The organism is Alicyclobacillus suci, assembly GCF_017329615.1.
GTDB classification, from domain to species: domain Bacteria; phylum Bacillota; class Bacilli; order Alicyclobacillales; family Alicyclobacillaceae; genus Alicyclobacillus; species Alicyclobacillus suci.
This window is the reverse complement of sequence record NZ_JAFMTW010000001.1, coordinates 31157-50932: the sequence shown is the minus strand read 5'-3', so window position 1 is coordinate 50932 and position 19776 is coordinate 31157. Positions and strand designations below refer to the sequence as shown.

General features: G+C 48.7%; 19 protein-coding genes. 10 read left to right on the top strand and 9 right to left on the bottom strand.

Annotation, left to right across the window (positions count from 1 at the left end; translation table 11 throughout):
• Window positions 1–38: 38 nt before the first annotated feature.
• Genes J3482_RS00370 through J3482_RS00355 form a run of 4 tightly spaced genes read left to right on the top strand, consistent with a single transcriptional unit; the run spans window position 39 to window position 3828 of the window.
• Window positions 39–914, top strand: coding sequence for an ABC transporter ATP-binding protein (locus J3482_RS00370; RefSeq protein WP_146821915.1), 876 nt, complete (start codon window positions 39–41; stop codon window positions 912–914).
• A complete protein-coding gene (locus tag J3482_RS00365; RefSeq protein ID WP_206921890.1) occupies window positions 859–1785 on the top strand; it encodes an iron-hydroxamate ABC transporter substrate-binding protein in 927 nt (308 codons plus the stop codon). The genes J3482_RS00370 and J3482_RS00365 overlap by 56 nt, the downstream gene beginning before the upstream one ends.
• 31 nt (window positions 1786–1816) lie before the next feature.
• Window positions 1817–2824: a FecCD family ABC transporter permease gene (locus J3482_RS00360; protein WP_146821917.1), complete on the top strand. Its 1008-nt coding sequence runs from the start codon at window positions 1817–1819 to the stop codon at window positions 2822–2824.
• Window positions 2821–3828 carry a FecCD family ABC transporter permease gene (locus tag J3482_RS00355; protein ID WP_206921889.1) on the top strand — a complete coding sequence of 336 codons (1008 nt, stop codon included), beginning with the start codon at window positions 2821–2823 and terminating at the stop codon, window positions 3826–3828. Before J3482_RS00360 ends, J3482_RS00355 begins: the two co-directional genes overlap by 4 nt.
• Window positions 3829–3883: 55 nt before the next feature.
• On the opposite strand, the gene J3482_RS00350 is transcribed toward J3482_RS00355, so the two are convergent.
• From J3482_RS00350 to J3482_RS00340, 3 genes are all read right to left on the bottom strand, one after another.
• On the bottom strand, window positions 3884–5113 hold the full coding sequence (locus J3482_RS00350; RefSeq protein WP_146821919.1) for an aminopeptidase: 1230 nt from the start codon (window positions 5111–5113) through the stop codon (window positions 3884–3886).
• Between the two features lie 423 nt (window positions 5114–5536).
• The gene (locus tag J3482_RS00345) at window positions 5537–6448 is read right to left on the bottom strand and encodes an AraC family transcriptional regulator (protein WP_146821947.1); all 912 of its coding nucleotides are present in this window, start codon (window positions 6446–6448) and stop codon (window positions 5537–5539) included.
• A gap of 154 nt (window positions 6449–6602) precedes the next feature.
• A complete protein-coding gene (locus J3482_RS00340; RefSeq protein ID WP_146821920.1) occupies window positions 6603–7505 on the bottom strand; it encodes a LysR family transcriptional regulator in 903 nt (300 codons plus the stop codon).
• 110 nt (window positions 7506–7615) lie between these two features.
• Here J3482_RS00340 and J3482_RS00335 point away from each other — a divergent pair, with 110 nt between their 5' ends.
• Window positions 7616–8047 carry a CidA/LrgA family protein gene (locus J3482_RS00335; protein ID WP_223204032.1) on the top strand — a complete coding sequence of 144 codons (432 nt, stop codon included), beginning with the start codon at window positions 7616–7618 and terminating at the stop codon, window positions 8045–8047.
• The gene (locus J3482_RS00330; protein ID WP_146821949.1) at window positions 8047–8721 is read left to right on the top strand and encodes an LrgB family protein; all 675 of its coding nucleotides are present in this window, start codon (window positions 8047–8049) and stop codon (window positions 8719–8721) included. The genes J3482_RS00335 and J3482_RS00330 overlap by 1 nt, the downstream gene beginning before the upstream one ends.
• Window positions 8722–8861: 140 nt before the next feature.
• Here J3482_RS00330 and J3482_RS00325 read toward each other — a convergent pair whose 3' ends face one another.
• Window positions 8862–9461: a transglycosylase SLT domain-containing protein gene (locus J3482_RS00325; RefSeq protein ID WP_146821921.1), complete on the bottom strand. Its 600-nt coding sequence runs from the start codon at window positions 9459–9461 to the stop codon at window positions 8862–8864.
• Window positions 9462–9733: 272 nt separating this feature from the next.
• On the opposite strand from J3482_RS00325, the gene J3482_RS00320 reads away from it, so the two are divergent.
• Window positions 9734–12511: a glycoside hydrolase family 3 protein gene (locus J3482_RS00320; RefSeq protein WP_206921888.1), complete on the top strand. Its 2778-nt coding sequence runs from the start codon at window positions 9734–9736 to the stop codon at window positions 12509–12511.
• Window positions 12512–12620: 109 nt separating this feature from the next.
• On the opposite strand, the gene J3482_RS00315 is transcribed toward J3482_RS00320, so the two are convergent.
• Window positions 12621–13862: a YeeE/YedE family protein gene (locus J3482_RS00315; protein ID WP_223204033.1), complete on the bottom strand. Its 1242-nt coding sequence runs from the start codon at window positions 13860–13862 to the stop codon at window positions 12621–12623.
• A gap of 665 nt (window positions 13863–14527) precedes the next feature.
• Between J3482_RS00315 and J3482_RS00310 the strand changes: the two genes are divergently transcribed.
• Window positions 14528–14914, top strand: coding sequence for a hypothetical protein (locus tag J3482_RS00310; protein ID WP_206921887.1), 387 nt, complete (start codon window positions 14528–14530; stop codon window positions 14912–14914).
• Window positions 14915–15433, top strand: a complete 519-nt coding sequence (locus J3482_RS00305) for a hypothetical protein (protein ID WP_146821924.1) — start codon at window positions 14915–14917, stop codon at window positions 15431–15433.
• A 51-nt stretch (window positions 15434–15484) separates the two neighbouring features.
• Here the strand turns inward: J3482_RS00305 and J3482_RS00300 are convergent, their stop codons facing one another.
• The 4 genes from J3482_RS00300 to J3482_RS00285 form a co-directional block, all read right to left on the bottom strand.
• Window positions 15485–16072 carry a sulfite oxidase-like oxidoreductase gene (locus J3482_RS00300; RefSeq protein ID WP_146821925.1) on the bottom strand — a complete coding sequence of 196 codons (588 nt, stop codon included), beginning with the start codon at window positions 16070–16072 and terminating at the stop codon, window positions 15485–15487.
• 233 nt (window positions 16073–16305) lie between these two features.
• The gene (locus tag J3482_RS00295) at window positions 16306–16521 is read right to left on the bottom strand and encodes a hypothetical protein (RefSeq protein WP_146821926.1); all 216 of its coding nucleotides are present in this window, start codon (window positions 16519–16521) and stop codon (window positions 16306–16308) included.
• A 151-nt stretch (window positions 16522–16672) separates the two neighbouring features.
• Window positions 16673–17125 (bottom strand): helix-turn-helix domain-containing protein, encoded by a 453-nt coding sequence (locus J3482_RS00290; RefSeq protein WP_188332142.1) that lies wholly within the window; start codon window positions 17123–17125, stop codon window positions 16673–16675.
• A gap of 166 nt (window positions 17126–17291) precedes the next feature.
• Window positions 17292–18785 (bottom strand): DHA2 family efflux MFS transporter permease subunit, encoded by a 1494-nt coding sequence (locus J3482_RS00285; protein WP_146821928.1) that lies wholly within the window; start codon window positions 18783–18785, stop codon window positions 17292–17294.
• A 256-nt stretch (window positions 18786–19041) separates the two neighbouring features.
• Here J3482_RS00285 and J3482_RS00280 point away from each other — a divergent pair, with 256 nt between their 5' ends.
• Window positions 19042–19563 carry a PadR family transcriptional regulator gene (locus J3482_RS00280; protein ID WP_206921886.1) on the top strand — a complete coding sequence of 174 codons (522 nt, stop codon included), beginning with the start codon at window positions 19042–19044 and terminating at the stop codon, window positions 19561–19563.
• The last annotated feature ends 213 nt before the right edge of the window (window positions 19564–19776 follow it).

Sequence of the window (19776 nt, the reverse complement as noted above, 5' to 3'; positions counted from 1 at the left end):
CCGATGTTGGATTCACTCCATTGAATAGGGGGATCGTGATGCATCGCTTACATACGGACCGGTTAAATATTGGCTATGGTGATCGGTTGATTGTTCAAGATCTAACGATTGATATTCCTGACAAGAAGATTACTACCATTATCGGTTCGAACGGTTGTGGTAAATCGACGTTGCTAAAAGCATTAACGCGATTGATTTCGCCTCAGTCGGGCGCGGTCTATCTAGACGGCGAAAGCATTTCCAAAGAAAGTACGAAAGATTTAGCCAGGAAGATGGCGATTCTTCCGCAGTCTCCGGAAAGTCCGAACGGGCTTACGGTCGCAGAACTGGTTTCGTACGGTAGATTTCCGTATCAAGGGGCATTTGGTCGTTTGGCTCAAAAGGACCTTGATGTCATCCAGTGGGCAATGCATCAAACGGGCGTCTCGGAGTATCGGCACCACTCGGTCGATTCTCTGTCAGGGGGTCAGCGACAGCGCGTGTGGATCGCGATGGCACTAGCTCAGGAAACAGACATCATCTTTTTGGATGAGCCGACGACCTATTTGGATATGGCTCACCAATTGGAAGTTCTAGAACTGTTGCAGAAGCTCAATCGGGAGCAGGAAAGAACGATTGTGATGGTGCTTCACGACATCAATCAGGCTGCGCGCTTTGCCGACTATATCATTGCCATGAAGGATGGGGAAATCGTCAAGGCGGGATCGAGTGAGGAAGTTATCACGGACGACGTACTACGCGCAGTTTTTCAGATTCGTGCTGTGATTGGGCGAGATCCACAAACGGATAAACCGATGTGCATTACGTATAACTTGCTGAAGGAAGAGGAGAACGATGAATACAATGAGGTTGCGCACGATGAGGAAACTGACGGTATTTCTACCGATGCTTTTGTTACTCTTAGCGTTCGTTAGTGGCTGTTCGGCCAGCACGTCGAGTAACACGAGTGGCTCGGTGACGAGCCGTGCGACTGACATGGTCACATATCAGTCGGAAAACGGCCCCATTCAAGTACCGGCTCACCCGAAACGAGTGGTTGTGATAGATATTGATCCGGGAGATGTCATGAAGCTGGGAGTCCATGTGGTTGGTGTAGACTCTTGGGCAGAGCAGAACCCGTATTATAAACCCTATTTAAAAGGCGTTGCAGAGGTGTCGGCGGATGACCTCGAGAAGATTGCTGCACTCAAGCCAGACTTAATTATTTGCTATTCCACTACCAAAAATATTGATAGGTTACAGAAGATTGCGCCTACAGTGGCGTATACATACGGAAAGCTAAACTATTTGCAGCAGATAGTAGCCATTGGAAAGCTGGTAAATCAGGAAGCTAAAGCGAAGGCATGGGTTGCGAGTTTCCAAAAGCGCGCGACGGCTTTGGGGGAGAAAATTAAAGCGAAGATTGGCGATAATGCGACCGTGTCGGTGGTTGGAACATCGGGGAAGCAGTTTTATGTATTCGGTAATAATTGGGGCAGGGGAACGGAGATATTGTACCAGGCCATGCATCTGAAGATGCCGACTATCGTCCAAGAAAAGGCACTGAAGCCGGGGTATTATAATATTTCACAAGAGGTTCTTCCGCAATATTGTGGAGATTATGTCATTTTGAGTTTAGAGCCAGGCTCGGACACTTCCTTTGAGAAGACACAGGCATACAAGGACATTCCGGCTGTGAAAAATCATCATGTATTTGTAGTGAATGATGTGGCGTTCAGCCATACTGATCCGATTTCGTTGGATTATCAATTGGATTTCTTTAAAAAGGCATTCCTCGGACAGTGACTCGTCAGCATGCGGAAAATGCGAGGATAAAATGACGATGCGAAAGAATTTGTTTAGCGTTACGTACAAATTAATCATTGGAATATTCGTGCTGATGTTGTGCTTTATCTTGGCGATTCACGCAGGGGCCGCGAAGATTACCATACCGGATATCTGGCTTGCCCTTACCTCTCATGAGAATAACGAGGCCGAGAACATTATTCGCGAGATTCGCCTTCCCCGTGAAGTGGGGGCGATTGTTGTGGGGGCGGCGCTGTCTGTCTCGGGAGCAATCATGCAAGGCATGACGAGAAATCCACTCGCAGATCCGGGATTGCTTGGCTTAACGTCAGGTGCGAACGCAGCGCTTGCGTTAAGCATTGCCTTTGTTCCTTCGATGAATTATATGGGAATTACGCTTGCGTGTTTTGTCGGAGCCGCGCTTGGGATGTTGATGGTCTTCGGAATTGGCGCTGCGAAAAAAGGTGGGTTTTCTCCCTTTCGAATTGTTTTAGCGGGCGCTGCCGTGTCGGCTTTTCTGGACGCTGTCGCACAGGGCGTTGCACTGACCTTTAAAATCTCAAAAAGTGTGTCGATGTGGACCGCAGGGGGATTACTTGGAACTTCGTGGGATCAGCTCGAGGCCGTTGTTCCATTTATTATGGTAGGAATTTTCGTTGCCATGCTTTTGTCTCGCCAGCTCACGGTATTGAGCTTGGATGAAGACATTGCGGTTGGCCTAGGACAAAGGGTCACACAAGTCAAGGTGATTCTCTATATTGTAATCGTGTTGTTGGCAGGTGCATCCGTTGCGCTCGTTGGCGATTTGACCTTCATTGGGCTGATGATTCCGCATATGGTGAGGGCAATCGTGGGGACGGATTACCGCTCAATCATTCCAATGTCAGCGGTTTTCGGCGCGAGTTTTTTGTCTCTCGCGGACACGCTTGGCAGAACCTTGAATGCTCCTTACGAAACACCTGTAGCGACGATTATCGCAGTATTGGGCCTACCCTTCTTCTTATTTGTCGTGCGTAAAGGGGGCAAGGCGTTCTCGTGATACATCCAGCAGTTGTGAGGAAACAGAGATTGATTCTGATTAGCCTAATCGGACTTACCTTACTGACCGCCTTTATTGGGTTGGGACTCGGCAGTTCGGGTGTTTCCTATCGTGAAATCGTCCCGACTTTGTTCGGGCGTGCATCGTTTGATGATAGCTTTATTTTATACGGTATTCGTTTGCCACGTATGCTCATCACGATTTTGTCTGGTATGGCGCTCGCGGTCTCTGGAGCGATTTTACAAGGTATTACGAAAAATGATCTGGCTGATCCGGGCATCATTGGTATCAACTCGGGTGCTGGGGTGGCCATCACGGTTTTCTATTTATTTTTTCCGATTGACGAAGGGACATTTTCGTACATATTGCCCGCCGTTGCGTTTGTCGGCGCTGTTGTTACGGCCGTTTTTATTTATGTTTTCTCATACCAGCGAAAGACGGGACTTGAACCCGTCAGGCTAGTCCTTGTCGGTGTCGGTTTTTCGTTGGCATTGTCAGGGTTGATGGTCATTCTGATTTCCTCTTCTGACGACGAAAAGGTCAATTTCATCGCGCAATGGTTGGCGGGCGATATTTGGGGAACGAGCTGGCCGTTTATTTGGGCCATTTTGCCTTGGCTCGTCGGATTGATCCCGTTCACGCTGTATAAGGCGAATCGGTTGAACATCCTGGGCTTACATCCGAATGTGGCGAGGGGTGTCGGTTTGGCGATTGAAAGAGAGCGCCTAACGCTACTCTTTACCGCCGTCGCGTTGGCAGCGGCAGCGGTCTCAGTCACGGGTGGCATAGCGTTTGTTGGGTTGATTGCGCCGCACCTGGCGAAATCTCTCGTCGGTCCGAGGCATCAATTATTTTTGCCAATTGCGTTACTCATGGGGGGCTGGTTGCTCTTAGTCGCTGACTGTATTGGGCATAACGTCGTTCCACCGGATGGTATTCCTGCCGGGGTGATGATTGCGCTCATTGGTGCGCCATATTTTATCTACTTATTGTTGAAAAAGTAGTTGGCATTTCCGAGTTTGTACCCGGAAATGCCAACCTTTGATGCTTTGTATCCCATTATATTACCCAGTTTCCCTTGCGGAACAGTGGGATAATCGATCCGTCCGCCGTTTCACCGTCGATGTCGAGTTCAGATGAACCTATCATGAAATCGACGTGGGTAATGCTGTCGTTCGCGCCGTTCGCGTACTGCTCCTCTTCGGACATATCTTTGCCTCCGACAAGGCACGTGGGGTAGGCTTTGCCAATGGCGATGTGGCACGATGCATTTTCGTCAAATAAGGTGTTGTAGAATAACTGGTTTCGATTCGAGATGGGGGAGTCTACCGGAACCAGCGCAATCTCACCGAGAAAATGGGAACCCTCATCGGTCTCAATTAATTCCTTCAGCGTCTCGTAGCCGGTTTTTGCTGTGTAGTCGATGATACGACCATGTTCAAACGTGAGTGCCAGTTCTTCGATGACAACGCCGCCATAGGCGAGGGGCATCGTGCTTTTGACAACGCCGTCGACCCCGTCGCGCTGAGGCAGTGTGAACACTTCTTCTGTTGGCAAATTGGCCACAAACCAGTCGTTCTGGGCGTTGACACTGCGAGCGGCTTGCCAGAAGTGACGCTTGGGGAGAGTGACTTTGAGATCTGTGCCAGGACCTTTGTAGTGCAGGCGCTGAAAGTGGTTGTCATTCAGAAACTTTGCGCGTGCTTCGAGGCTATCGAGATGGGCGTTCCAGGCTGCGACAGGGTCATCTTCGTTCATTCGCATGACATCGAAAATAGCGTCCCACATTTTTTGAACGGCTACTTCTTCTGAGTCGCCAGGGAACATTTTTGTCGCCCACTTCGCCGTAGGAATCGAGCACACCAGCCAACTTACACGGTCTTCCATGAAGTTTTGCATGAATTTTTTCATAGCGGCGCCGTGTGCTTTGGAATAGAGCGCAATTTTTTTGGGATCAACGTCGGCCAAAAGATCTGGATCTTCTGCAGCGATGGTTAGAAATGCGGTGTTGTTATCACATTCTTCTTCGCCTTTTTGAACAACCCAATTGGCGATACGTTGCAGATTTTCTTCAGATTCTTGCTTTAGGCGGATTTGTTTGATGATTGGATCACTCCAATCAATGTTTACAGTGCCCGCACCCGCCGCGTAGGCACGCGCGGTCAGAATGCGGACGAATTCAGCGGCCTCAATAGGGGTTCGAATGGTTAACGGTTGGCCCGGCTGAATGTTGAGGCCAATCCGAATGAGAACGTCTGCGTATTGTTCTAGCTGCTTGATGGTCGGCATGAAGGTACATCCTTTCTTCTGTGTGGTCATGACATCGGTTTTTATTGTACATGACATGCGAGGATATTTCCCGCAAGGCTTCATGATCAGGATGGAGCCAGAAGATATTTTGTGGGTGTTATAATCACTCTGATGGAGTGCAGGAACGGATTGTACGAATAGCGGCTAGAATTTGAAGGGGACCGGTTTGCGGGCATCGTTGAAACGCCGCAAACCGGACTTATTTTGTGTGATTTTGGTAAGAGACTGTGATCAGGCGGTATGGACGGCAACGGGTGTTGTTTGGGCGCGTACCACTGTTGCCGGCAGTGCTGTAGACAGGCCTATGGTGAACATAAACAGTGCCGCCAGCCATGATGCAAAACGGTTCTTTATTCTAAACATTAGATCACCCCACGAATAAGACGGCTTGTTTTGGGCCCTTTACGATCCCGACGCTAGGAGTGACTTGCGCAGGCGTTTGATATCACTGATGGGAGGCAAGCCGAACATGCGCGCGTATTCACGGCTAAATTGGGATGGACTGTCGTAGCCCACGCGAAAGGCGACTTCGGCTGCATCGGTTGCCTCTGTCAGCAAGATGCGGCGGGCTTCCTGGAGTCTCACTTGTTTTTGATATTGTAACGGGCTCATTGCCGTGACATCTTTAAAATAACGGTGCAGTGACGAAGGGCTCATGTGAGCCAATGTCGCTAGCTCCTCAATCCGCAGTGGTTGTGCGTAATCCCGCTTAATTTTGTGAATGACTTGTGCAATTCGATATGAATGGCTGCCAGTCATCGCGATTTGCTTTAAGGACTCCCCTTGGTCGCTATTCAAAATACGGTACAGAATTTCTCGCGTGATGAGTGGTGCAAGCACTGGGATGTCAACAGGGGTGTCCAGCAGGTTGACTAGTCGCATTGCGGCGTCCAATAAGCTGTGGCTCGCCTGACTGACATAGAGCCCTCTACGTGTACTTTCAGTCTTTTGCGGCGTTAAATTGGATTCTTTCATCACATCCAGCACCTGATGGGGGTCAATTTCCATCCGTATACACAGGTACGGCATGTCTGGGCTCGCTTCAATAACCTCGCCTGAGACAGGTAGGTCAACGGATACGACGAGGTAGTCGGACGGCCCGTACAGATAGCTTTCGTCAGCTAACATGGATATTTTTTTGCCCTGGACGATAATGCACAGCGCTGGTTCGTGCAGGGTGTACATCGGCTCGGTGACTTGTGAACGCCGAATGAGGCGAAGTGATGGGATGGCTGTATCGTGAAATCCGTCGTGGCTGCAAATTTGAGTGATCCTCTTCGCCAATTTCTCTCGTGTTTGTTCCATCTCACGCATCTCTTCTTGTACTGTGTGTACTTGATTCAACCTGCTCCCCTCCTGATGAACACCTGTATTCATGATAGCGGCTGTGCCTGCTTTACTCAATTGGTTTTGGAGGATTAGGTATTCATGTGCGAGGAATGGAATATCGCAATCCGTTGTTGCCAGTTCAACGCGTCTGCTCGCCCGTGCGAACGGCCATCTTGTCGATTCCGGCGAGAAATTGCTTAAGTACCTCTGATGGATTCCCGCGACGCCAAGCGACGCCCATCTCTACTTGAGGCGCTTCACCTGTGATGGGCAAATAGCGGACGTCGCGCGTGTGAACGTGCTGTGTCGATCCCGGTAAAATACTGACCCCAATCCCTGCAGCCACGAATCCGACGACGGTCTGAACCTCTGTCACCTCAAGGCGAATGGTTGGGCTGACCCCTTCTTCGTGAAAAAGTGTCACGATGCTATCGTATAGGCCAGGCCATATCGATCTCGATACCAAAATGAGTTGTTCCCTCCGCAGCTGCTTCATAGTGATGGTTTTCTCCGCAGCTAAACGATGGGAGACCGGAACGACTGCCACGCATTGGTCTCGCCGAATGGTGCGAACCGTCAACGCTGGATGGGACGTCGGTGGGCGTAGCACGCCCACGTCGATGGTGCCGTTTAGCAATGCGTCAACTTGCTCTGGCGTGGGCATCTCGTGCAGAACGAGATCAACATCAGGGTACTGGTCTTGGTACGCGCGAATGACGTTTGGCAACACATCGTATGTCGCGGAACCAACGAACCCGAGAACGAGCCTGCCCATTTTGCCTAGTTGCGCCTTTTGCGCCATCTGTCCTGCCTGTTGAAGTAAGGCCAAAATGTGCCGCACCTCACCGAGATACACGCGCCCTGCGTCCGATAATTCGACACGGCGATTGGTTCGATGAAACAGGCGTACACCGAGCTCATCTTCGAGTTGGCGTATTTGTTGGCTGAGGGGTGGCTGCGTCATTTCCAGTCGCGATGCGGCACGGCCAAAATGTAATTCTTCTGCTACCGCGATAAAGTACTCCAATTGCCGAAGTTCCACATTGGATTCCCCTTTACAATCGATTTGTTTTACGACTTAATTAGGCGTTTTTTATATATTAGACGAACATCATGATGAAGCATATTCTAAACGAGAAAGGAGGGTTTTGATTGTTTGCGACTATATCATCTAAAGTGTCGTGCATTTTTTGGATGATCCTGCAAGTCGCGTGTTTGTTTGGACTTAGCGAGATCGGTACATGGATATCCAAGGTGTTGCACGCACCAATTCCAGGAAGTATTTGGGGACTCATTATCTTATTTCTGTTGTTGAAATTCAAAATTGTGAAGCTGGAATGGGTTTCATCTGGAGGCGACTGGCTCATTCGCGAAATGCTGTTGTTCTTCGTTCCGTCTTCGGTTGGCATCCTCTCCTATGGGCACCTGATGCTGCATCAAGGCATTCAAATTGTGGTGACCATCGTCACCAGCACAGCACTCGTTATGGTCTTTACCGGAGCTATCGCGGAAACCATATGGAAGTCGAGACAGCGACGGAAAGTGAAGTCAAGATACGCCAAAGAGGAGGCTTCGTCCTGTTGATGTGGGTGGGCTTGATGATGACGGTGCTGTTCTACTGGGGATGTAAAAAATTATATAAAAAAGTTCGATTTGTATTGCTTAATCCAATGATAACGTGTCTGATCGCCATTATCGTGGTATTGCTCTGTACACATATGTCGTATTCGACGTACTTTTCTCGGAGCAAATTGTTGGCAGACATGCTTAACCCAGCGACGGTCGCTTTGGCTATCCCGCTGTATCGCCATTTTGACGTACTGAAACGGCACGTTGCAGAATTTCTGCTCAGTTTGGCGTGCGGCGCGACGGTGGCAGTGACTTCCTCGGTCATGCTGGCGCGCGTCATGCACTTGAATGGAAACATTACGCTTAGTGTCGCGCCGAGATCAGTCACAACGCCCATCGCTATGGATATCTCGCAGACGCTGGGAGGAATCCCTGCGTTGACTGCGGTGTTCGTAATTATCACGGGATTGTCCGGCGTGATTCTCGGTCCCTTGATTATTCGCGTCTGCCGAATTCAGTCGTCCGTCGCCAAGGGCACACTGTTCGGCATGGGCTGCCACGGACTGGGGACAGCTCGCGCCTTCGAGATTGGACAGATGGAAGGCACCTGCGCGAGTTTGTCGATGGTGACTGCGGCATTTATCACGCTCGCGCTGGCCCCGGTGTTGGTCCCATTGTTGGGTATGTGAATGGCTTGCTATCGCCTTCACAACCATTTTTTGTCCATCATGACGGACGAAGGCAATCCGCCTTCGCCGCCAGTGGAAAACTTACGCCTACAGCGCAAGCACCGCCACCGTAAACAGCCGGAGCGCGTGTTGGTAACATCCTAATAGCTGTCGGTGAAGCTAAATTCTCCGTTCACCTTGGTTACCTGAATATCAGGTATGGAGCTCCAATTGAGATAGGTGTTGCCATCGTCGACAACTCCTTGCACGGTTTGCCCCTGAATGGAAAATTTACCGTTACCGAGATACTTGTATGGAATGCCCCACTTGGACAACGCTGTCCATAGGAGATAGGTCTCATTGTTGACTGCGATAGCAGAAAACGCCTGGCCGTCCACTTCCACATTGACGCTAGGATATGACGGATTGGCGACCGCTTTTGCGGCTGTCTTTGCAACACTTAAATACTTTTTGTACGATCCGTTTGTATACGTACTCCATGCCCGCCAATTTGTTCCATGGTCGCTGATAGAATACGCCATTTTCGCGTTATCACTTGGATCATAAAGGGCGGAGGGGTTTGCTGTGTCGTGTACTTTATTGATTTGCCACAGACCCAGACAGGTATTTGCAGGACTGGTCGCGGAAGGGTTGAATGAAGATTCGCTGCCGGCAATCGCGACCGCGGTAACCAAAGAATTACCTCGAAACCCTGCATCATAAGCGTAATGCGCCACTTGCGCCGGAGGTAGATAAGTCATCGGTTCGTCCTTTCGTGATAAAATGGAGAATTTTGATGATCTGTGTCGAATTTTGAACAGATGGCATCTGTCCAGCTATAGGTTCGTGCGACATTCATTCGTTTTGTGGGTATCAACGGTCATCTGTTAAAGTTCTTATTTTTTTCAACGTAATGCGGTAGTATAGCGGTAATCGCTTTCTTATACTCTGCATCAAAATGATGGCGCTCGCATTCATCGAAAAGGGGATGAATCTCGGTCGGCCAATGTCGTGTGTTTTAGGAGGATGTTCGATGTCGCAATATACGCTGGATTGGAATCAGTATCGCGCGTTGGCCCGTACTGCGATTGCAGAGGGGGCTGTTTTATTAAGAAATGAACAGGACACGTTACCGATAAAGGCTGGTAGTACCGTATCTGTCTTTGGCCGAAATCAGTTCGCCTATTATAAAAGTGGAACGGGTTCAGGTGGCATGGTCAACGTCACGCATGTCACGACGCCGTTAGACGCTTTGCAGCGTTGCGACGAGATTCAGTTGAATGACGAATTACTTCAAGTTTACGAAGCATGGTTAGAAGACAACCCGTTTGATAAAGGAACGGGTTGGGCAGGAGAGCCGTGGTCGCAACAAGAGATGCCGGTTTGTGACGAGATTGTTTCACAAGCTGCTGCCAAGTCTGACTTGGCGCTCATTATGATTGGGCGAACAGCCGGAGAAGACAGGGATAATAGCGCAAATCCGGGCAGTTACTTGCTCACGGATACAGAGCGGGACATGCTTCAGAAAGTTTGCAGGGCGTTTGAGAAGACTGTCGTGGTCTTAAATGTCGGAAATATCATCGATATGCAGTGGGTATCCGAATTTCATCCTAGTGCCGTCCTCTACGCATGGCAGGGTGGAATGGAGGGCGGGGACGGGCTGTTAGACGTGCTGATTGGTCAAGTAGCCCCATCCGGTAAACTGGCGGACACAATTGCGCAATCAATTGATGATTACCCGTCTACCGTAAACTTTGGTCATGAGGACAAGGCTATCTATCAAGAAGATATCTATGTTGGCTATCGCTATTTTGAAACCTTTGCAAAAGATAAAGTACTCTATCCCTTTGGGTTTGGTCTATCCTATACCACGTTTCAAACAGAGGTTGTAGCAGCATCGGAATCAGATGGTTGTATTGAAATATCTGTAAAGGTTTCAAATACTGGTCCTGTCCCTGGCAAAGAAGTCGTTCAGATTTATGTAGAAAAGCCACAAGGACTGCTGGGGAATCCAGCTCGTAGTCTTATTGCCTTCGCGAAAACGAGCACGATTGAGGTCGGCGCAAGTGAAGTATTAACTTACTCCATTCCAGTCGGGGATTTGGCTTGCTATGACGATGGGGGTGTAACGGGCTATCAATCCTGCTATGTTTTGGAATCCGGTACGTATCGTATCTATGCGGGCACCGATGTTCGATCCGCCACGCCTTGTTTTGAATACCAGGTCGACGCGCTGCGCGTGATTTCGCGTCTTAGCGAGAATATGGCACCGCTCACTGCGTTTACTCGAATGAAACCGGTATCTTCGGAAACGGGTTATATCGTGACATTTGAAGAAGTTCCTTTGCGCACGGCGAACAGCGAAGCGCGGCGCCTTGCTGAGCGCCCGAAAAATCGAGAATACACAGGAGACAAAGGGTATACACTGGTCGATGTCTATCATCAAAAGGTGTCTCTGGATGCTTTCCTAGACCAACTGACAGATGATGATTTGGCTTGTATGGTTCGTGGGGAAGGGATGAATTCGCCAAAGGTCACACCAGGCACTGCGGGTGCTTTTGGCGGGGTATCAGACCGGTTGAATGCGTTTTGCATTCCGGCAGCCTGTTGTTCTGACGGCCCTTCGGGGATTCGCATGGACTGTGGGACGACAGCGTTTTCGCTTCCGAATGGAACACTGTTGGCTTGTACTTTTAACTTGGCGCTCATGGAAGAACTGTATGAGATGACAGGAATGGAACTGCGTAAGAACCGAATTGATACGCTGCTTGGTCCAGGGATGAATATCCATCGCAATCCACTAAACGGGCGGAATTTTGAATATTTCTCCGAGGATCCATTGCTTACAGGCAAAATGGCTGCGGCGCAGTTAAAAGGGATGCATCGTGTGGGTGTAACTGGAACGCTTAAGCACTTCTGCGCGAACAACCAAGAGTTTCATAGGCATGACCTGAATTCGATTGTCTCGGAGCGAGCGTTGCGGGAAATTTACCTCAAGGGCTTTGAAATCGCGGTCAAAGAAGCTGGGGCCTATGCTATCATGACCACCTACGGGGCAGTTAATGGCGTGTGGACTGCGGGACTCTATGACCAAAATACGCGTATTCTCCGCGATGAGTGGGGATTTAATGGTGTGGTCATGACTGATTGGTGGGCCAAAATCAATGATGAAGGGGGAGCACCATCCAGGAACAATACGGCCGCAATGATTCGTGCGCAAAACGACCTGTATATGGTCGTCGAGCAACCGGATGCCAATCCAATGGATGACAATACGTTGTCTTCACTTGCTGATGGGTTGTTAACACGAGGAGAATTATTGCGTAGCGCCGCCAACATCTGCCGATTTATCATGCGGTCTCCAGTGATGGAACGGGCACTTGGTATCGCGGAACGCTCTGTGGAAGTCGTTGGGCTAGATGAAGCGAGCGATGAGGAATTGGACTTTGATATGCCATATCAATCGATTGTCGATGGTGGGCAAATCAGCTTTGAAAACATTGACACGTCGACAGGAAGTTCTCATGTATTCGCGGTGGCGCTTGAAGAACCTGGTAAGTATGAAGTGACCGTCACAGCTCGCTCATTTGCTGGAGAACTTGCCCAAATGCCAGTCACTCTATTGCAAAATAATGTGCCATCGACGATGTTTACGTTTAATGGAACGGGCGGACAATGGGTATCTTTTACAAGAGAAGTGTTCTTTTTCAACAAACACGCGTATTTGAAGTTGTTTTTCGGGTTAAGTGGGTTAGAAATCAGGGACATCACATTCAAGCAATTGCAGCCGTTTCACATGAAGGATGCGTAATTGGCCGTTGCTGCACAGTGACTGATGAAACGACAAGGCCCCACCGTTCCGGTAGGGCCTTGTTCAGCGAGTGGGGATTGCGTTGTGTGCCAATTGCCAAACGACAATCTTATTTGCGGTTGGTGGACAGCGCAATGAGGGGTCTCAGCGCGATACCGATGGAACTTCCTACGATTGCACAAATCATCCAAATCCAACCATGTAGACTGAAGGAAGCAATGCCATCGGTGTAGGCGCCGATGTTACAACCGAACGAAATACGAGCGCCGTAACCCATAATGATGCCACCTAAGGTCACGCCGATGATCATGCGGGCTGGGAATCGGCGAAAATATGGACGTGGCATTTTACCTGCCACAGCGGCTGCAAGTAGTGCACCGAACATGACAGCCAGGTCCAAGATGGTCGTTGGGTCAGAGAGAACGGATGAATGTAATGCATGCGCGTTTGCTGGTGTCTGCCAGTATCCCCAGCTTGTCACAGGAATTCCGAGCCAAGTTCCCATTTTTGCGCCCCACAGGGCAAATGCTGAAGTGACCCCCCAAGGTTTACCCGAGAGTAAGAGCACGACTGCATTTCCGAGCGCCAACACGATGGAACCAGCCAATAGAGACCATGGTCCGCGGAAAATGCCATTTAACCCTGACTTACCGCCAGCAACCATTGACTCAATTTTGCCGTGCTTTCTGCGTTCGATGATAATGGTCGTCACGAACACAATTGCCATGAGGAGCACATTAAACAGGAATCCCCCGACGTCGCCGAATGTCATCAAAAATGATACCGGCTGAAAGTGGGGCGTGGACTGCCACCACGCAAAGTTCCAGCTGCCAAGAACAGAGCCGATGACAAAACCGATGATAGTCAAAATACCACGTACATCGCCACCGCCAGTGTGATAAAGCGTACCAGAAGCACAGCCATCAGCAACTTGCATACCGATTCCAAACAGGAATGCACCTGCTAAGAGCGAAAATCCGACAGGATAAACATAGCCAGCTACGGCGTGGCCGAATGCATGTCCAACTAAGAGAATCGGTAAAAAGACAATATTTGCGATGAGAAACATGACCATCTGCGCACGTATTCCGACACCTCGGCCATTGGTGAGGAAGTTGCGCCAGGATGAGGTGAATCCATAACGCGCGTGGTACAGGGTGATACCTAAAATCCCGCCCACCAGATAAAGCAGTGCCATGGTCCAGGACACTGCGAATCCTAAATAGAGTGTGCCGACGACGAATAAAATGAGAGCAAAAGCTGTAAATCCACGATTGATTTTGGGACTACCGTTGTCAGATGTGGTACGTGTTTGCGTATCCAGGCTGACATATTTATCGGAAACAGCCAATGAGGCTCCCCCTTTCATATGCATGATGTATATACCTTACAATAAATGAGTTGGTTATTCAAATAAAATAAATGGGATTACAAGGGATATCCTTTTGGGAATTAACATGGAGGTATTTTGTCTGTCAACGGAATATTAAGGAATCTGAAAAATATATATCGGATCAGGAGACGTTAGGCCCCTGAAATAAAGGGGGAGACTAACATGAAAGACATCATGGTTGCCCTGAAAATCGCCGCATTGCTGCTTCAAATCGCATCCGGTATGGTACGTCTGGTTGGCCAATGGAAGCGCAAGAAGCAAGAGCGGTCACGCGTGTAAGGTGGAGCTTACACAGTTTTTGACTTAGCGAATTCACGGGGGCCTACGCCTTCCTTTTCCTCGGGAGTACTTCTACGTGCCAGCACTCTAAATGTATGCACCGAACAGGACCCATATCCCATCGTCTTGGGAAATCGATGAACTCCCTCATCTCTCCTCGTGGCCTCACCCAAGATAGCACTTTTTGCAGTTTATTTTCCAGTATAGGAATAAACGTCAAAAAAGCGGAGAATTTATGAAAAAACCAAACGGATTATGGAGGGGTTTATCTGGCCTTTTCGTCCTTTTGTTCACTGTCCATTATCTTGATTATCACCTTCGTGGTGACGAAGAAGCACCTGCATTTGTTTGAAATTATGTTTATTTGGATGTGTGCTATGATTCTCGATCACAATGTCATGACGGTTGTAACACTCAATTTGGGGATGTATCAATTCACTGAATCACCATCTGATTATTTGGCTCTGACATTGGTTCGAATCGTTATTTTGCCCTTGCTGATTGTATGGTACTTCGATATCACGTCTATGAAAGCGTATCAAAAATGGATTTGGCTCCCCGTTGGCATTGCTGTGTTAATCGGCGTTGAGTATTTATCGGATGTGTTGGGGGTCTTTGAACATACGCGGTGGAATCTTTGGTGGTCCGTCATTGAGTGGTTCGCCGTCTTTGTCGTACTGAATTATGCCTGGCTTTGGTATCGCAAGATGCTGCGAAAGGAGAGGGGATAATTGTTACCGTTGCCGCTTCGGTTTGATGGGAATGAATGGTTTATTATTTTGTGCACGGTATTCGGGTTTTTATGTGTCTCACTTTTGCCGAAGAGATATCCTCGTGCAGTATCGACACTTGTCGTCCTGTTTGTCGTTTCAGTGGCTATCGTCTTAGATCACTCTATTATGACCCCGCCATTGGACATGTATGACATCAACGATTATAAGAAATATGAATTGATGGATGTCGTCACGTATTTCATGTATAGCCCATTTGCGCTGCTTTCGGTCTACCTCTATGACAAGTTTCATCCGAAAGGGTTTGCGCTGGTCGGGTACATCATTGGGTGGTCAGCGCTTGCGGAGTTTTTTGAGTGGCTGGCGACGCTGTTCCACGTTTACACGTACACGACGTGGAAATTACCCTATTCATTTTCTGTGTATCTAGTTGCGACGACGCTTCAAATGGTGTTTTTCCGGTACACGATGAAATATTACGACCGGCATAACCTAAAGCCTGAAACATCACCACAATAGTTCGATGTTGTACAGGTTTGTTGATGCGTGTCGCTGGCGAAATGGCAACTGTCAGGTGCGATTTGTCATATCTCGATATCGTTGTTCTCGCCACGGGTCACCGTACAAATCGTAGCCGCGTTGTTCCCAGAATCCTAGCCTAGGCTCGGCCAACAGTTCGACACCGCGAACCCACTTGGCACTTTTCCAAAAATATAGGTGTGGAACAATCAGTCGAACTGGGAAACCGTGATCCCGTGATAGCACCTCGCCGTTGTGCTTGTACGCCAGCATGACACCTTCACGTAGTAAATCATCGACTTGTAAACTGGCTGTATAGCCGCCTTCCGCGTGTACCAACGCGTAATTGGCTTCTGGAGCCAAGGTGACGAGGCTCATGATGGTATGCAGTGCAACGCCCTCCCAGTCATTATTTGTGTGGGACCATGTGGTCACACAATGGGCGTCACTTGTCGAGGTATACTTCGGCAGTTCCATCAAGTCATTCCAAGTCAGACGAACTTCTTTGCTTACCAATCCAAATAAACGGAAATCCCACGTATTCAGGTCAATTTCCGGTACGGGGCCAGAATGGATGACGGGGAATTTTGAAGTTTCCACCTGACCAGGAGGTAACTTGTTCGTTTGTGGTTTGGACATGGAACATAACCTCCCTACAACATCGTTTCCATCACGGCGCCGGATATTGCGTCGTTTAAATGACTCACAAGGATATAAAACACGTAGTCCTCCTACTGTGCAGTAGGAGGACCCAAGAAGAACATACCAGTGATGCTACAGTCATAACAACACCATATCGGAAAGGTTATCGGAAAGCAACTTCTGGATTGAAGCGCTTGGTTCGAGCGCTACCTGGTAGGCTGGACCAGATGTTAATTTGCCATTTTTGTTAAAACGGTTTGTTCTTCTTGAGGGATAATTTCAACATAGCGCGTTGATCCCTTTTTCACAATGCGAGTGATGCCACCGAGTGCTTCTTCTGTCTTGTGAACGCGACGTTCCAGTACCGGCACGCCCCCAAGAAGTGCTGTGGCGAGAATGATGAGTTTGGCGAAGACGATAAAATAGATCCAAATAGGTGCTTGCATGTGATCAAACCCCTTTATCTGTGAAGTAAAGCGCCTACTTCACAGTAAACCCGGGGTGGGTTGAAGGTAACTAGCCATCCGGGTAGGGTTTGTGTATAAGATGTGAGAACTCATTTGACTTCCATACACGCAACAGAATGTCGAGGAAAAACTAGTTGTTGTTGTCTAAGGATTTATATTTTACGGCCAATTCGACGCGATTTTTGACATGTAATTTATCGAGAATGTTCTTGACATGGAATTTCACGGTGTTGTGTGAGATATTAAGTCTCTCGGATATCTCTGGGTTGGTGGCGCCTTGGAATAAACAACTGAGCACCTCCAATTCTCGAGGGGTAAACATTTTTGCGTTGACTGGTGACTCGTGTCCCGGTTGAGTCGCCTCAGACGCCTCCTGGTCAGATACCAAGGGCGTCCCTCCAAGCAACTTTAGAATGGCTGCCGTGAGATGGTTGATGACCAGATATGGACTCGCTGTGTCGGAATCGCTGTGTGTTGAGGAATCGACATCAACAATGACCTCCTTCTTTAGTGATTCCATACCATCCTCCACGTAAAATTGGAGAACGAGGCGAATCTTGTTGGTTGATTCGGTGTTTGGCATGGATGAATCCTCGTTCTGCATAACGACGCTCCATTCGTTTGGTGGATAATACATATTCTCATGATTTACTTCTGCATAGATAGTTAAAATCTTTGTACGACACAAGAAAAAGAGAGTCAGCGAATGCGCAAACTCTCTTGGATGCACTGATTGATTCGGCCCATCTTTAGGCGTCTTTCACTGTCCGCAACCTTTTACTGCTGGCTTGTGTTTCAGTTTTTTGAATGAGCCGGCGGATGAAGAACGACCCAATAAGGGCCAGGACTGCAAAAATACAGCTTACAAGGAATGCCTGGTCGATGCCATGCACCGTCGCCTCTTTGTACGCTTGTGCCATTGCGGAGGGGGTCGTCAATGGGTGGGCGGTGGACGACGTGAGACTTTGATACTGGCTTTTCGTACCTTGTGTCATCACCGTGACGAGTAAAGCCGTTCCAATGGCACCTGCAACCTGTTGCAGGGTGTTGCCCATCGCTGTGCCATGCGCGTGTAAGCGACTTGGCAGCTGATTCAACCCTGCAGTCATGACCGGCATCATCAATAGGGACATCCCTGCCATCATGATGGCGAAGGTGGCGATGAGCGTCGAGTAATGGGTCGTCGCGGTTAGTCGCGAAAAACGATACATACTCCCCAATGTCAAAACTGATCCGACGATAGCGAGCGGGCGGGCCCCGATTTTATCGAATAACTTACCTGTAATCGGCGACAGAATGCCCATGATGGCTGCGCCAGGCAAGACCAGCAGGCCGGATTGGAGAGATGTGAAGCCATGGACATTTTGCAAATATAGCGGGAACAGTAGCATGGATGAGAACATGGCCATCATGACCATGACATTGATAGCGGTCGTCAGGGAAAAGATGCTGTAGCGAAACACCCGGACTTCCAACATCGGTTCTTGCATTCGAAGTTGTTGAATCGTAAATGCGGCGAGCGAAAGGATGCCAATGGCGAGTGAAATATAGACTCGTTCATTGCTCCATCCCACGTTACCCGCTGTACTAAATCCGTACAGAATACCCCCGAAGCCTAGCGTTGATAAAATCAGCGATGGAACGCTGATAGATGTCTTGCGCGTCTCCGTGAAGTTTCGAAGGTACAGGGCGGCGAATAGGAGATCTAAAATCGCCACTGGCAAGACGACAAAGAATAGAATCCGCCAAGAGTGGTGCTCGACCAACCATCCAGACAGGGTTGGGCCAATGGCTGGTGCGAATGTGATGACAAGCCCCATAATGCCCATTGCACCGCCGCGCTCGTGTGGTTCGTACATGGCGAGAACGGTGGTCATCAACAATGGGAGCATAATCGCTGCGCCACTGGCTTGCACGACACGACCGACGAGCAGAAACGCCAAATCGGGTGACACGGCAGCAATCAGCGTTCCTGCCGAAAAGAGCCCCATGGCCGTCAGAAATAGGGTTCTGGTACTAAACCGCTGAATCAAGAATGCACTGGCGGGAATTAAAACGCCATTGGTGAGCATGTAGCCTGTGGTTAGCCACTGCGCTGTCGTGGTCGAGATGTGCAATTCTCTCATGATGGATGGCAGCGCCACGTTTAGTAACGTTTCATTCAAGATGGATACAAACGCCCCTGAAATCATGACAACCATGATTAGGGTTCGGTTTAGGTGCGGTGCACGCTGGTTTTGCATGTTGAAGGCATCCTCCTAGCTTGTGACGAACAACTTGTTCTGATTTTGTCTTTTTATCAGTGTCTTATTGAATGTGGTTACGTCGGGTTTTTGTCTTTTCAATGAGGATGGGGGAATTTGCTGAAGCCATCTTCGCGTCTCCTCCCACTAAGATACAGTAACATATGTTAAATTAACACTTGTCGCTGTATGTGTTAATCTAACATATAGGAGTGGACGATTACAACGACTTCACAAAAACTTAAAGGTGATGCACGTGTTTGCGGAAATTTTGATTTTGGGTCAACTGTTGTCAGGTCCAAAGCACGGTTACGAAATCAAGAAGGACGTTCAGGAGGCGCTTGGTGAGGCATTTGAGATCAATAATAACCTATTATATCCAGCTTTGCGGCGTTTTCTTGAGAGGGGAGTCATCTCCAAGGAAGTTGTGAAGTGTGAAGGGAAGCCTGATAAGAACGTGTATTGTTTAACCGATGCTGGGGAACGCGCCTTTCAAGCGCTGATTTGTGAATTCCCTCGTAAATTTGCATCGAGTGACAATGAATTTTTGGTACGAGTAGCATTTCTTTACAGGCTGGATTATAAAGCACAGCAGGAAATTTTACAGAAGCGAAAGGATGTTTTACACGAAAAACTGATGTACTATCGGAGCATTGAGTGTGTGGCTCCAGAAATGCCTTTCGCGATGGAGGTCGTCCATTTTCAAAAGGCGCGCGTCGAACATGAGCTGGAATGGATTAACAGTTTGCAACGCAAGACACGCGAGAGAACAGAGTGATAAAATTGTTGACTATCATGTTGACATGTGAGAAGTTATATTTAAATTGAATACAGGTAAATCTTTGCTGCGGATTGTTGACAATATTGAAATCGAAATAGAGTAATAAATTGTTGTCTTAAATGCATATTATGTAAGCGCTATCTTTTTGGGTGGGTATGTTTACCATTCGGCAGGTTCCTATTACAGGCCTCTTGAGTTGAGGGTAGGGGG

Bases quoted from the DNA above. Each gene is read 5' to 3' on its own strand.
- J3482_RS00370 (WP_146821915.1), top strand. From the start codon at position 39: ATGCATCGCTTACATACGGACCGGTTAAATATTGGCTATGGTGATCGG.
- J3482_RS00365 (WP_206921890.1), top strand. From the start codon at position 859: ATGAGGAAACTGACGGTATTTCTACCGATGCTTTTGTTACTCTTAGCG.
- J3482_RS00360 (WP_146821917.1), top strand. From the start codon at position 1,817: ATGACGATGCGAAAGAATTTGTTTAGCGTTACGTACAAATTAATCATT.
- J3482_RS00350 (WP_146821919.1), bottom strand. From the start codon at position 5,113: ATGCCGACCATCAAGCAGCTAGAACAATACGCAGACGTTCTCATTCGG.
- J3482_RS00345 (WP_146821947.1), bottom strand. From the start codon at position 6,448: ATGCGTGAGATGGAACAAACACGAGAGAAATTGGCGAAGAGGATCACT.
- J3482_RS00330 (WP_146821949.1), top strand. From the start codon at position 8,047: ATGTGGGTGGGCTTGATGATGACGGTGCTGTTCTACTGGGGATGTAAA.
- J3482_RS00325 (WP_146821921.1), bottom strand. From the start codon at position 9,461: ATGACTTATCTACCTCCGGCGCAAGTGGCGCATTACGCTTATGATGCA.
- J3482_RS00320 (WP_206921888.1), top strand. From the start codon at position 9,734: ATGTCGCAATATACGCTGGATTGGAATCAGTATCGCGCGTTGGCCCGT.
- J3482_RS00300 (WP_146821925.1), bottom strand. From the start codon at position 16,072: ATGTCCAAACCACAAACGAACAAGTTACCTCCTGGTCAGGTGGAAACT.
- J3482_RS00295 (WP_146821926.1), bottom strand. From the start codon at position 16,521: ATGCAAGCACCTATTTGGATCTATTTTATCGTCTTCGCCAAACTCATC.
- J3482_RS00290 (WP_188332142.1), bottom strand. From the start codon at position 17,125: ATGCCAAACACCGAATCAACCAACAAGATTCGCCTCGTTCTCCAATTT.
- J3482_RS00285 (WP_146821928.1), bottom strand. From the start codon at position 18,785: ATGCAAAACCAGCGTGCACCGCACCTAAACCGAACCCTAATCATGGTT.